A 12,544-nucleotide genomic window follows, 5' to 3' on the forward strand; every position below is an offset into this window, starting at 1 on the left:
GTCGACGCTGCCGACGCCGGAACCGGCATCGGGGGCGGGCGCCCGCGGTGCGGGCGGCTCACCCCGCCGGCGGCAGGAGGAGGAACGCCGTGGCGAGAGCGGCGCCGATCAGGGTGATGAGCGCGGTGCGTATGCGCGCCCCGTGAGTCCGGCGCAGCAGCAGCGGGAAGGCCACGCCCAGGACGAGCAGGACGGCGAAGATCCACGGCCCGCCGTGCGGGGGCGGGCCGGAGAGCTGCCGGAGCTCCTGCGCGACGCGGCCGAAGAGCAGGCCGCTGAGCAGCCCCACGGCGAGGTCGCCGCCGGTGTCCTCGCGGCGGCTGAGGTGGCCGACCAGCCCGAAGGCGATCACCGTGACGCTCAGGGCGGTCTTCCAGCTCGCGTCGGCCTGGCCGAACAGTGTCTCGTCGTAGTCGACCGCCTGTGCGCTCAGGTGGCCCGCGGCCAGGCCGGCGGTGGTCGCCACGCCGGTGAGCAGCGCCCATCCCGCCTGCGCCGGGCCGCGGGTCATGCCGAGCACCAGGAGCCCGTACAGGTAGGGGTCGTAGACGGCGACGGCGCCGGCGGGGAGCACGTCGCTCAGCGACTCACCGGCCAGGCCGAGGACCAGGCCGAGGGCGAGGGCGAGGAACAGCCGGCCGATGAGGAGGCGCTCCTGTCTTTCCAGCTCCCGGAAGCCCGCCTGCCAGGGAGTCTCATGCTGGCCGGTGCGCATGCTCGGATCGATGGCCGCCATGCCGCCCCCTTACCGTTGCGGGAGTCCACCCTGCCGGAACCGTGGTTCCCACGTTGCTTTCCCGTTACGACGAAATCATGACTAATAGGGAAAAAAATCATGTTTTCGGACAGGGATTTCCCGAGCGTCGGCGGGGGCGATCACGGCGAACCCGGCCGGTGAGCCCTCGGAGTGCCGCACGGTGTGCGCGGTCACCGGCCGCGGGACGCCACGGCGGTCCACGGCCGTACCGGCTTCCCGCCTCGGAGGGTGCGGGAGGCGCGTCGCGGGGAGCCGCCGGACACGGTCAACGGTGGCGCCCCCGCGCCTTCAGCGGGGTCGTCGGCAGTTCGGGGGCGGGCAGCGCCGGGTCGTCCGTGCCGGGGACGACGCCGAACGGGTCGTCCGTCCCCGGGGCCGCGCCGAACGCCGAACCCGCCATCCACTCCCGCCGGAACCGGACGATCTCCTCGTGGCTGCGGCCGACGAAGTTCCACCACATGACGATCTCCTCCTCGAACGGCTCGCCGCCGAGCAGCAGCACCCGTCCCCCCGGCCCGGCCGCCAGGGAGAGCTCCGAGCGCCCGCTGCCCAGGTAGAGCAGCGGGCCGGGAGCGAGGTCGGTACCGTCGACCCGCACGCTCCCGGACAGCGCCAGCGCGGCGTACTCGAAGCCCGGCCGGAGCGGGAGGACCACCTCGGCCCCGGCGTCGAGGACCACCTCGGCCCCGACGAGGGGGGTGTGGACCGTCGCCGGCGACGTGGCACCGCCGAGCTCGCCCATGATGACGGTCACCCTGACGCCCGGCGAGGTCAGCACGGGAAGTGACGGGTGGTGCTCGAAGGCCGGGGCGATCCCGCGGGCGGCGGCCGGCAGCGCCACCCAGAGCTGGACCCCGTGCAGCTCGACCGCGGCGGGGGAGTGCTCGGAGTGGGAGATGCCGCGCCCGGCGGTCATCAGGTTGAGCTGCCCCGGTCTGACCACCTGCTCGCTGCCGACGCTGTCGCGGTGCGTCACCTCGCCCGCCAGGAGCCAGCTGACGGTCTGCAGGCCGGTGTGCGGGTGCGGAGGGACCCGCATCGTCGCCTTCTCCGGGCCGTAGTGGTCGACGAAGCACCACGCGCCGACCATTCGGATGTCACGGTTGGGCAGGGTCCTGGTGACCTTCATCCCGCGGGTGCCGCCCAGCACCACGTCACGGCCGATCAGCAGCTCGTTCACGGGTTCCGTCGCCACATCCGCCAGGCCGCCGCAGGGGGCCTCCTGCGGGTCTCTCTCCAGGTTGCTCATTCCGCGACTGTACGGCCAGGCGTCTCCCGGCCGCACCACCCGGGTCCTCGCGCTTTCCGGTATCTTTCGTCAACCGCCGGGTGGCCGCGGCCCCCGCGGGACGGAGAACGCGTGAGACGAGAGAGCCGATGACCGCCGCCACACCTTCCGCCGGGCCCCGGTGGGGCCGCTGGAGCGCGCAGACGTGGTTCGACGCCGTGCTGCTCGCCATGGCCGTCCTGCTGGGCGTCTCCGCGGTCGTCGGAGCCGTGGTCCTGCGCAGCGCGGCGGAGGCGTCCGACCTCCTCATCGACCGCGTCTCGGTCGGCAGGATCCAGTCGGAGCGCCTGCAGACGGCCCTGCTGAACCAGGAGACCGGGGTGCGGGGCTTCGTCCTCACCGGCGAGGAGGCCTTCCTCCAGCCGTACGCGGAGGGCCTGCGCGACGAGAGCACCGGAATGGCGGAGATCAAGCGGGTGAACCCCGGGGCCGAGCCGCTGCGGGAACTGGAGACGCTGAGCCGGCTGGCGCAGGGATGGCGTGCCCGGTACGCGGAGCCGATGATCGCCTCGGTCCGGGCCTCGGGGGCGGAGTCCGTCACCGAGGCTCAACTGGAGGAGAGCAGGCGGTCCTTCGAGGCCGTCAGGCAGGCCCTCGACGCCCAGAGCGCCGCCTGGGCCCGCGTGAGGGAGGCCGCCCGCGCCGACATGACCGCCGCCCGCACGGTGCAGAACGTCACCTTCTCCGCCATCCTGGTCGCCTTCCTGGCCACGATCATCGCGGTCGCGGTCCTGCTGAGGGTCGCGGTGCTGCGCCCGCTGGCCCGCCTGCGCGCGGCCTCGCGCCGCGTGACGCGGGGCGACTTCGAGCACCACGTCGACACCGGCGGGCCCGCCGACCTCGCCGAGCTGGCCCGCGATGTGGAGGCGATGCGCCGGCGCGTCGTCAGCGAGCTGGAGGAGACCCGGAACTCCCGGATGCGGATCGCCGCCCAGGCCGAGGAGCTGAAGCGCTCCAACGCCGAGCTGGAGCAGTTCGCCTACGTGGCCTCGCACGACCTGCAGGAGCCGCTGCGCAAGGTCGCCTCGTTCTGCCAGATGCTGCAGCAGCGCTACGCCGCCCAGCTCGACGAGCGGGCCAACACCTACATCGACTTCGCCGTCGACGGCGCCAAGCGCATGCAGGTGCTCATCAACGAGCTGCTCACGTTCTCCCGCGTCGGCCGGGTCAACCACGACCCCGTCGAGACGGACCTCAACGACGTCGTCGGCAGGGCCCTGTCCAACCTCTCCGCCGCGGTGGAGGAGTCGCAGGCCGAGATCGAGGTCGGCGACCTGCCGGTGGTCGTCGGCGACCGGACCCAGCTCGTGATGCTCTGGCAGAACCTGATCGGCAACTCGCTGAAGTTCCGCCTTCCCGGCCGCGCGCCCCGCGTCCGGATCGAGGCCGAGCGGCAGGACGGGCAGTGGCGGATGGCCGTCACCGACAACGGCATCGGCATCGCCCCCACCTTCGCCGACAAGATCTTCGTGATCTTCCAGCGGTTGCACCAGCGCGACGCCTACGAGGGCACCGGGATCGGCCTGGCGCTCTGCCGGAAGATCGTGGAACAGCATGGCGGCAGGATCTGGCTCGACACCGAGCACACCGAGGGCGCCCGCTTCGTCCTCACGCTGCCCGTCGCCCCCTCCACCGAGGCGACGGGGGAGGACTCCGCCGACGCCGCCGGGGAGGGGGCCCGCGCGGGCGGTCGGGCGGCCCCGGTCGCGGGGACGCCCGGCGGGTCCGCCGCCGCGCCGTGACACCCGGGCGGCGCGGGCGGTATCCGGGTGCCGTTACCGTTGATCGGATGGAGGAGATCGACCGCCGTATCGTCACGTTGCTGGCCAGGGATGGCCGGATGAGTTTCACCGATCTCGCCAAGGAGACCGGGCTGTCGGTGTCGGCGGTGCACCAGCGGGTGCGCCGGCTGGAGAAACGCGGGGTCCTGCGCGGGTACGCGGCCCTGGTCGACTACGACGCCATCGGGCTGTCGCTCACCGCGTTCGTGTCCATCAAGCCGATAGACCCGGCCGCCGCCGACGACGCCCCGGAGCGGCTGGCCCACCTGAGCGCCATCGAGGCCTGCCACAGCGTGGCCGGTGACGAGAGCTACATCCTCAAGGTCCGGGTGGCCTCGCCGCTCGCGCTGGAGGAGTTGCTCAGCCAGATCCGCACCGCGGCCAACGTCTCGACCCGCACCACGGTCGTGCTCAGCACGCCGTACGAGCACCGCCCGCCCGAGCCGGCCGGTCCCGGGCCCGCCCCCGGCGACGACAGGCCCGACCGGCAGCCCTGACCCGGTGGCACGGGGGCATCCGGCCGGACGCCCCCGGCCGGTGGCCGCTCCCGTCTTGCCGGACGGGCGGGGCGTGATCCAAGCTGAACGGGTGCCTTCCCGGAAAGTGATCATCGACTGCGACCCGGGCATCGACGACGCGCTGGCGATCGTCCTCGCCCACGGGAGCCCCGCGCTGGAGATCGCCGGGATCACCACCGTCGGCGGCAACGTCGAGCTGGAGCGGACCACCGACAACGCGCTGCGGTTGCGTGAGTTCCTCGGCTTCACCGGCGTCCCCGTCGCGGCGGGCAGCGCGGGCGCCCTGCTGCGCAGCCGGGTGAACGCGGCCGGGGTGCACGGCGTCACCGGTCTCGGCGAGGCGCGGCTGCCCGCACCGGCCCTCCCGGCGACCGGCGGGCACGCCGTCGACCTCATCATCGAGACGCTCAGGGCCGACCCGGGCGGGGTGGACCTGGTCGCCATCGGCCCGCTGAGCAACGTGGCCCTGGCCGTCCTGCGGGAGCCCAGGGTCGTCGAGTGGGCACGGGGGCTGACGATCCTCGGCGGGTCGTACACCCGGGGCAACTTCTCGCCCGCCGCCGAGTTCAACATCGCCGCGGACCCGGAGGCCGCCGCGATCGTCTTCGCGGCCGGCTGGACGGTCACCATGATCGGTCTGGACGTGAGCCGCAGGGCCGTGGCCACGCGGGCGGTGGCCGACCGGATGGCCGCCACGGGCAGGCTCGGCACCGACCTGCTCCTGCCGTGCGTGCGGTTCCACGGCATGATCACCGCCGAGGAGGGGCCCGCGATCCACGACGCCTGCGCCGTCGCCCACCTGATCGACCCGTCGTTGATCACACTCGAACCCGCCGTCGTCGACGTCGAGACGGCGGGCCGCTTCACCTCCGGCATGACCGTGACGGACTTCCGCCTCCGGGACCGCGTCCCCAACGCCCTGGTCGGCACCTCACTCGACGTCGACCGCTTCTGGGAACTGCTGCTGGCCGTCTACGCCCGGGTCGGCGAGGGACTCCAGGGATGATCCCCCGCTCCGCTCGCGCGGGGGCCGCCCGCACCGCTCCACGCGCCGGAGCCCGGGTGCGCGGGCACCCGGGCTCCGGCGGTGCGGCCGTTCCGCGGGGCTCAGGCCCGCGGCCGCGGCCCGGTCAGGTCAGGGCGTGGAAGTGGGCCCGCAGGCGGGCCTTGGCCTCCTCGGCGGCCCCCAGGGCGTCCAGGCCGAGGAGGGCCGAGCCCATGACGGGCGGGGCGCCGGCGACGATCAGCTTGGCGTGCGGGGCCCGTTCGGCGAAGCGCCGCTCCAGCAGGTCGTCCAGCAGCGGGTCGCGGGCGGTGAGCACCCCGCCGCCGAGGACCACCTCCATCGGCACGCCGAGCAGGTCCAGGCGGCGCAGCGCCACCTCCGCGAGCACGACGACCTCCTCGGCCATCCGCTCCACGAGCCCGCGGGCCACCGCGTCGCCCCCCGCGGCGACGGCCATCAGCACCGGCGCCAGCTCGTTCAGTCGGCCCGCGGGCAGTTCGCCGAAGTGGATGCCGAGGGACACCTCCTCGACGGTCCGGGTGCCGAAGTGGTCGCGGACCGCGGGCGCCAGCGCGGTGGCCGGGCCGCGCCCGTCCTCGGCGCGGACGGCGTGCCAGAGCACCTCCTCGCCCAGGTGCGCCCCGCCGCCCCAGTCGCCGGTGATCCGGCCCAGGGCCGGGAACCTGGCCACCGCGCCGGTGGGGGAGACCCCCACGGCGTTGATGCCCGCCCCGCACACCACGGCCACCCCCGCGGGCCCGGAGGCCCCGGCGCGCAGCAGCGCGAAGGTGTCGTTGCCGACGACCACGTCCGCGCCGTACCCGCGGGAGAGGATCTCCGCGCGGATGGCCTCCTCCTCGACCGGCAGATCCGCGTTCGCCACGTAGGCGGCCACGCGCGTGGCGTACGGCGGCGCCGCCCGCGGGCCGAGCGCCGTGCGCGCGGCCTCGGCGATCACGTCGACCGCGGCCGCCACCCCCTCGGCCTGCGGCCGGAAGCCGCCGCCGCGCCCGGTGGCCAGCACGGTGCCGTCCTCGGCGACGAGGGCGACGTCGGTCTTGCTGTTGCCGCCGTCGACGGCCAGGATCGTCCTCACGCGGTCGCCCACGGCAGGTGCGCGCGGTTGGCCTCGACGAGCCGCCGGGCCAGGTCGTCCGAGAGCGCGGCCTGCCCGATCAGCGGGTGCGCCAGCAGCGCGTCCGCGACCCGCCGCTCGCCGCCGCGCAGCGCGGCGTCCAGCGCCAGCGTCTCGTACGCCGTGACGTGCGCGATCAGCCCGGCGAAGAGCGGTTCGACCTTCTCGACCGGCAGGGCCTCGGCGCCCGTCGCGCTGATCCTGGCCGGTACCTCGATGACCGCCTCGTCGGGCAGGAACGGCAGCGTGCCGTCGTTGCGCAGGTTGACCACCTGGGTGTCGCCGCGGTCGCCGAGCAGCGAGGCGATCAGCGCCACCGCGGCCTCGGAGTAGAAGGCGCCCCCGCGCTTGCCCAGCAGCTCGGGCTTGGTGTTCACCGCCGGGTCCGCGTACATCTCCAGCAGCGCGGTCTCCATCGCGGCCACCTCGGCGGCGCGCGACGGCTTGGCCCGCTGCTCCTCCACCACGAGGTCGTGCGCGTAGAAGTAGCGGAGGTAGTAGGAGGGCACCACGCCCAGGTGGCGGATCAGCGCGGCGGGCAGGCCGATGTCGTCGGCGATCTCGTCCCCGTGCTCCGCCAGCAGCCGCGGCAGCACGTCCACGCCGTCCAGGTGGACCGCGCGTTCCCAGGTCAGATGGTTCAGGCCCACGTGGCCCAGGGAGATCCGCTCCGGGGCGACGCCCAGCGTGGCCGCGAAGCGGCGCTGGAAGCCGATGGCCACGTTGCACAGGCCGATGGCCCGGTGGCCGGCCTCCAGCAGCGCCCTGGTGACGATGCCCACCGGGTTGGTGAAGTCGACGATCCAGGCGCCGGGCGCCTGCGCCCGGATCCGCTCGGCGATGTCCAGCACCACCGGGACCGTGCGCAGCGCCTTGGCCAGCCCGCCCGCGCCGGTCGTCTCCTGGCCGACGCAGCCGCACTCCAGCGGCAGCGTCTCGTCCACGTCGCGCGCCGCCTGGCCGCCGACGCGGAGCTGCAGCAGCACCGCGGTGGCGCCCGCGGCGCCCTCCTCCACGGAGGTCGTGGTCGTCACCCGGGCCGGGTGGCCGGCGTGCGCCAGCATCCGGCGCGCCATGCCGCCGACCAGTTCCAGCCGGTGGACGTCCGGATCGACCAGGGCGATCTCGGTCAGGGGCAGTTCGTCGCGCAGACGCGCGAATCCGTCGATCAGCTCCGGCGTGTACGTCGAGCCGCCCCCGACTACGGCAAGTTTCAACCCTTCACTCCTGTCAGTGTGACGCCCTCGATGAAGACTCTCTGGGCGAAGAAGAACACGATGAGCACCGGGGCCATGACGAGGAGGGTCGCCGCCATGGTGAGGTTCCACTGCACGCTGTGCAGCGCCCGGAAGGACGCGATCCCGAGGGAGAGCGTCCAGTTGGCCTGCTCGGTCTGGGCGTACAGCAACGGGCCGTAGTAGTCGTTCCAGCAGTAGAAGAACTGGAACAGGGCCACCGCCGCGATCGCCGGTCGCGCCATCGGCAGGATCACCTTGATCAGAGTCCGGAAGTCCGAGCAGCCGTCCACCCGGGCCGCCTCGGTGTACTCCTTGGGGATCGTGACCAGGAACTGCCGGAGCAGGAAGATCGAGAAGGCGTCGCCGAGCAGCATCGGCAGGATCAGCGGCCACAGCGTGCCGGTGAGGTCGAGGCGTGCCCAGATGAGGAAGACGGGGACGGCGACGACCTGCGGCGGCAGCATCATCATCGTGATGACCGCGAGGAAGGCCGTCCGGCGCCCGCGGAAGCGGAAGCGGGCCAGCGCGTAGGCCACCGGGATCGACGAGAGCAGCATGAACGCGGTGCCGAGCCCGGCGTACATGAAGGTGTTGACGACCCAGGTCAGCAGCTGCGACCTGGTGAAGACGTCGACGAAGTTGCCCCAGTTCCAGGTGTCGGGCCACAGATCGCCGGTGAGTGCCTGGTCGTCGGTCATGAGCGCGGTCAGCGTCACGAACGCCAGCGGTCCGAGGAACATCAGCGCCAGCGCCACGGCGAGGGCGTGGGTGGCGATCCAGTACAGGGCCCGGCGCACGCGCGGGCCGCGCGCCCCGGGGCGGGCCAGGGGGGCGGCCGGCGCGGCGGGCCGGGTGGCCAGGGTGGTCACCGGTCTCCTCCTTCGTCGTCGGTGAACGCGCGGAACCGGCGGAGCAGGATGAGCGTGAAGAGCATGGACGCGGCGAACAGCAGCAGAGCCAGCACGCAGGCATAACCCATGGTGTAGTCGCGGAAGCCCACGTGGAAGAGCCACTGGGGCAGCGTCAGCGTCGACAGGTCGGGGTAGCCGGGCACGAAGGTGCTTCCGGCGGAGTCGGTCGCCCCGGAGGCGACCCGGGAGGCGATCATCGCCTGGGTGAAGTACTGCAGGGCGTAGATGACGCCGGTGACCGCGGAGAACATCAGCACCGGGGAGATGGTCGGCAGCGTGATGCTGCGGAACTGCCGCCAGGCGCCCGCCCCGTCGATGGCCGCGGCCTCGTACAGGTGCTTGGGCACGTCCAGCAGCGCGGCCAGGAAGATCATCATGGTGTTGCCGATGCCCCACAGGGCCAGCAGGACCAGGCTCGGCTTGGACCAGTCCGCGTCGCCGAACCAGTCGGGCCCGGGGAGCCCGAGGAATCCGAGGATCCGGTTGACCGGGCCGGAGGGGTTCATCAGGAAGACGAAGGCGACCGTGCCGGCCGTCAGCGGGATCAGCGACGGCAGGTAGAAGACCGTGCGGAAGAAACCCGCGCCCGCCTTGATCCGGGTGAGCAGCTGCGCCATCCCGAGTGCGAAGATCACCTGGGCGGGGACCATGAAGATCACGAACCAGAGTGTGTTCCTGACGGAGACCCAGGCCCGGCCGTCGGCGAAGAAGTAGCGGTAGTTGTCGAGACCGACGAACTCCAGCGTCATCAGGTCGTAGCGGTGGAAGGAGAAGTAGACCGTCGCCGCCAGCGGGTAGGCGAAGAAGACCGCGAACCCGGCCAGCCAGGGCGACATCCAGAGGAGGGCCCTGAGGCCCTCGCGGCGCCGCCACCGGGACGGCGCCGCGTGGACGATGCTCATCGAGGATCAGCCCCCGGAGAGCTTCAGCTTGTCGTTGATGCCCTTGTCGACCTCGGCGAGCCCGGCGTCGAGGTCCTTGACCGAGCCCTTCTCCCACCGGACGAGGAACTCCTGGAACAGGTCCTGGTTGAAGGCGCTGTTGACGGTCGCCGGGACCGTGCTCGTCTTCGGGTGGGCGAAGATGTCGAGGAAGGTCTGGAAGTTGGCGTCCTTCTTCAGGTCCGGCGACTCCAGCGCGGCCTTGGTGGTGGGCACGTTGCGCAGCGCGTTGGAGAGCGTGACCAGCGCGGAGGTGTCGGTGGTCAGATACTTCACCAGCTCCCAGGCGGCCTGCGGGTTCTTGGCGCCCTTGGGCACGCCGATCACGGTGCCCGCGGTGAAGCCGCTGCCGTACAGCTCCGGCTTGGCGTCGGCGACCGGGAGCGGCGCGGTTCCGTAGTCGAGGTCCTCGGCCTCATTGGCGATCATGGCGTTCCGCCACTCGCCGTCCAGGACCATCGCGACCTTGCCCTTCTGGAACGGGTGGTCGGCCGACCACTCCTGCCCCAGGCTCTTGCGGAACTTGTCGAGCTTGTCGTAGCCGTACCAGTCGACGAGCTCCTTCTGCCAGCGCAGCAGCTCCTTCCAGGCCGGGTCGGAGCCGATCGCCGAGGTGCCGTCCGGCTTGTACCAGGTGGCGCCGACCATCGGGGCGAAGTGCGAGGCGGAGTTCTCGTAGTACTGGAAGCTGGGGATGAACCCGGCGACCTCGATGTTGCCCTCGGCGTCGCGCACGGTGAGCTTCTTGGCCAGCTCGGTCAGCTCCGACAGGGTCTTGGGCGGCGTGGCGCCCTTCATCAGCGCCTTGTTGTAGTAGAGCCCGTAGGCGTCGGCGAGCAACGGCATCACGCACCGCTTGCCCTGGAACTCGGTGTAGGAGCGGGCGACCTGCGGCAGCACCGACAGGTCGATGCCGTCCTGCTTGATGACCGTGGTGAGGTCCTGGAACGTTCCGCTGGCGCACCACTGGGCCACGTTGTCGGTGGTGAAGGAGGAGGCGACGTCCGGGGCCTTGCCGCCGCGCACCGCCTGGGTGATCTGCTCGTCCTGGACGCCCTTGACCAGCTTGACGGTTATCTGCGGAAATTTCGTACGAAATCCGGCTATGGCGTCCTCGAACGCCTTGACCTCGGCGGGGGCGGAGAACCCGTGCCACAGCTCGACGGTGGCGGCCGGGAGCGCGGCGGACGCCGAGCCCGAGGGCCTGGGCTGTGAGCCGAGCGCGGGCGCGCTCTCCGTGCCCGCGGTGCAGCCGGTCAGGGCCGTGGCCGTGGCGGCGGCCAGGGCCAGGCTGATGAAGCGTCGATGCACGACGATGCCTCCTTGGGGGTGGGGGTGACAGGAGGGATGTACGGGGAGCCCCGTCACCGGTGGCGGCGCCGGAAGGGGCGTCGGGGCAGGGGAGGTCGTCCGGGGTGCCGGGGGCATCCGGAGGGGTTTCGGAAGGGCCCGGGGCCGTCGGAGCGGCCGCGGGAGGAGCGGGGTGGTGTTCCGGGAGGTGGCCGACCGGGAGGCCGTCAGGAGAGCCTCAGGAGGGCCTTTCGGGGGCTTAAGGGAGAGATCCCCTCGGGGAGGGCTTTCAGGAGGGCAGGGTGGAGCTGAAGACCTCCTCACGGGTGGTCGCGAGGGCGAGGTCGAGCGCCCCGGCGAGGACGGGGTTGCCCTCGACGGTCGAGAGCAGCACCGGGGGGCGCGGGATGGTGAGCGCGTGCAACTCGTGCTCGACGAGCTCACCCAGGGTGTCGCCGCCGGCCAGGAGTGTCCCCCCGGTCAGCACGATGATCTCGGGGTCGACGACGGACGTGATCGCGGCCAGCCCGATGGCCAGCCGGCCGGCCACGTCGCGCAGCCCGGCGCGCGCGTCCTCGGCGCGCCTGCCGGTGCCCGCGGCGGTCTCCACGGCGTTGCGCACCGCCTGGGCGGGGGCGGTGGCGCGCACCCCGTACGACCTGAGGATCTTCACGACCGCGGTGCCACCGGTGAGGGCCTGGTAGCCGTGGTGCCCGTAACGCCCGGCCTCCCGGGCCGTCGGGGCGCCCGGCGTGGGCATGTAGCCCACCTCGCCGGCGCCGCCGGTGGCGCCCCGGTGCAGCCGCCCGCCGAGCACCAGCGCCGAGCCGATGCCCTCGTCGGCCCAGAGCAGCACGAAGTCCCGGTGACCGCGCCCGGCGCCGTGCGCCTGCTCCGCCTGGGCGACGAGGTTGACGTTGTTCTCGATCGAGACCGGCACGCCCAGGCCGTCCCCGAGGGTGCGGACCAGGTCGGGCACGTGCCAGCCCGGCATGTCCTTGCTGGTGGCGTAGCCCAGCCTGCCGGTGCGGGGGTCGAGCGCGCCCTGCACGCCGATGACCACGCGGCGCAGTCCCGCAGGCGCCCCGGCGCCCTCCAGCGCCGCGCGGACCCTCTCGACCACGTCGCCGCCGCCGGAGCGACCCGGGGTGGGCAGCCGGTGCTCGCCGACCGCCGTTCCGGTGATGTCGGCGATCCTGGCGTCGATGTGCGCGGGAGTGACGTCCAGCGCGGCGACGTACGCGGCGGCCGGGTTGAGCCGGTAGACCTCCGCGGTGCGGCCGGGGAGGCCCTCGCGGATGCCGTCCGGAACGACCAGCCCCGCTTCCTGCAGACGGGTGAGCAACTGCGAGGCGGTGGGCTTGGACAGGCCGGTCAGGGCGCCGATCTCCGGCCGGGTCAGCGGCCCGCGCTCTAGCAGAGCCTGCAGGGCGGCACGGTCGTTGATCGCGCGCAGCAGGCTCGGCGTGCCCGGCATGGGCTGGTTCACAGGTCCTCCGCGTGCGTCCACGACATCTGCCGGTCCAGCAGAGTTAGGAAACTTTCCTAACTTCGTGTGAATGTAGGGAACCCGCTGGATTCTCGTCAAGCGAGGATCGGGCGCCGCAACCAAGCTGTGATGACGGAAGGCGGGATAATCGTCTCGACGGACCTGCTAAGGTGGTGGTTTGTCATCACAA

11 protein-coding genes are annotated in these 12,544 nt (G+C 72.6%); 3 read left to right on the forward strand and 8 right to left on the reverse strand.

Annotation, left to right across the window (positions count from 1 at the left end; translation table 11 throughout):
- Positions 1–58: 58 nt before the first annotated feature.
- On the reverse strand, positions 59–736 hold the full coding sequence (locus ABD841_RS19095) for a hypothetical protein (protein WP_344973264.1): 678 nt from the start codon (positions 734–736) through the stop codon (positions 59–61).
- A gap of 286 nt (positions 737–1,022) precedes the next feature.
- The gene (locus tag ABD841_RS19100) at positions 1,023–2,006 is read right to left on the reverse strand and encodes a pirin family protein (protein ID WP_344973266.1); all 984 of its coding nucleotides are present in this window, start codon (positions 2,004–2,006) and stop codon (positions 1,023–1,025) included.
- A 128-nt stretch (positions 2,007–2,134) separates the two neighbouring features.
- Between ABD841_RS19100 and ABD841_RS19105 the strand changes: the two genes are divergently transcribed.
- The 3 genes from ABD841_RS19105 to ABD841_RS19115 all read left to right on the forward strand — a co-directional run bounded on the left by ABD841_RS19105 (position 2,135) and on the right by ABD841_RS19115 (position 5,350).
- A complete protein-coding gene (locus ABD841_RS19105) occupies positions 2,135–3,787 on the forward strand; it encodes a sensor histidine kinase (protein ID WP_344973267.1) in 1,653 nt (550 codons plus the stop codon).
- 47 nt (positions 3,788–3,834) lie between these two features.
- On the forward strand, positions 3,835–4,323 hold the full coding sequence (locus tag ABD841_RS19110; protein ID WP_344973269.1) for an Lrp/AsnC family transcriptional regulator: 489 nt from the start codon (positions 3,835–3,837) through the stop codon (positions 4,321–4,323).
- Between the two features lie 91 nt (positions 4,324–4,414).
- Positions 4,415–5,350 (forward strand): nucleoside hydrolase, encoded by a 936-nt coding sequence (locus ABD841_RS19115; RefSeq protein WP_344973271.1) that lies wholly within the window; start codon positions 4,415–4,417, stop codon positions 5,348–5,350.
- A 124-nt stretch (positions 5,351–5,474) separates the two neighbouring features.
- Here the strand turns inward: ABD841_RS19115 and ABD841_RS19120 are convergent, their stop codons facing one another.
- The 6 genes from ABD841_RS19120 to ABD841_RS19145 all read right to left on the reverse strand — a co-directional run bounded on the left by ABD841_RS19120 (position 5,475) and on the right by ABD841_RS19145 (position 12,354).
- A complete protein-coding gene (locus ABD841_RS19120; RefSeq protein WP_344973273.1) occupies positions 5,475–6,446 on the reverse strand; it encodes an N-acetylglucosamine kinase in 972 nt (323 codons plus the stop codon).
- Entirely contained in the window at positions 6,443–7,702 is a 1,260-nt protein-coding gene (locus ABD841_RS19125) for a 6-phospho-beta-glucosidase (RefSeq protein WP_344973274.1), read from the reverse strand. Before ABD841_RS19125 ends, ABD841_RS19120 begins: the two co-directional genes overlap by 4 nt.
- Positions 7,699–8,592 carry a carbohydrate ABC transporter permease gene (locus ABD841_RS19130; protein ID WP_344973275.1) on the reverse strand — a complete coding sequence of 298 codons (894 nt, stop codon included), beginning with the start codon at positions 8,590–8,592 and terminating at the stop codon, positions 7,699–7,701. Before ABD841_RS19130 ends, ABD841_RS19125 begins: the two co-directional genes overlap by 4 nt.
- Positions 8,589–9,536, reverse strand: coding sequence for a carbohydrate ABC transporter permease (locus ABD841_RS19135; RefSeq protein ID WP_344973277.1), 948 nt, complete (start codon positions 9,534–9,536; stop codon positions 8,589–8,591). Before ABD841_RS19135 ends, ABD841_RS19130 begins: the two co-directional genes overlap by 4 nt.
- Before the next feature lie 6 nt (positions 9,537–9,542).
- Complete coding sequence (locus ABD841_RS19140; protein ID WP_344973278.1) at positions 9,543–10,886, reverse strand: ABC transporter substrate-binding protein; 1,344 nt, start codon at positions 10,884–10,886, stop codon at positions 9,543–9,545.
- A gap of 268 nt (positions 10,887–11,154) precedes the next feature.
- A complete protein-coding gene (locus ABD841_RS19145) occupies positions 11,155–12,354 on the reverse strand; it encodes an ROK family transcriptional regulator (RefSeq protein WP_344973280.1) in 1,200 nt (399 codons plus the stop codon).
- Between the last annotated feature and the right edge of the window lie 190 nt (positions 12,355–12,544).

Source organism: Streptosporangium fragile (genome assembly GCF_039534445.1).
Lineage (GTDB): Bacteria > Actinomycetota > Actinomycetes > Streptosporangiales > Streptosporangiaceae > Streptosporangium > Streptosporangium fragile.

Coding starts and splice junctions, on each gene's coding strand:
- ABD841_RS19110 (WP_344973269.1), top strand. CDS start 3,835: ATGGAGGAGATCGACCGCCGTATCGTCACGTTGCTGGCCAGGGATGGC.
- ABD841_RS19135 (WP_344973277.1), bottom strand. CDS start 9,536: ATGAGCATCGTCCACGCGGCGCCGTCCCGGTGGCGGCGCCGCGAGGGC.
- ABD841_RS19105 (WP_344973267.1), top strand. CDS start 2,135: ATGACCGCCGCCACACCTTCCGCCGGGCCCCGGTGGGGCCGCTGGAGC.
- ABD841_RS19100 (WP_344973266.1), bottom strand. CDS start 2,006: ATGAGCAACCTGGAGAGAGACCCGCAGGAGGCCCCCTGCGGCGGCCTG.
- ABD841_RS19095 (WP_344973264.1), bottom strand. CDS start 736: ATGGCGGCCATCGATCCGAGCATGCGCACCGGCCAGCATGAGACTCCC.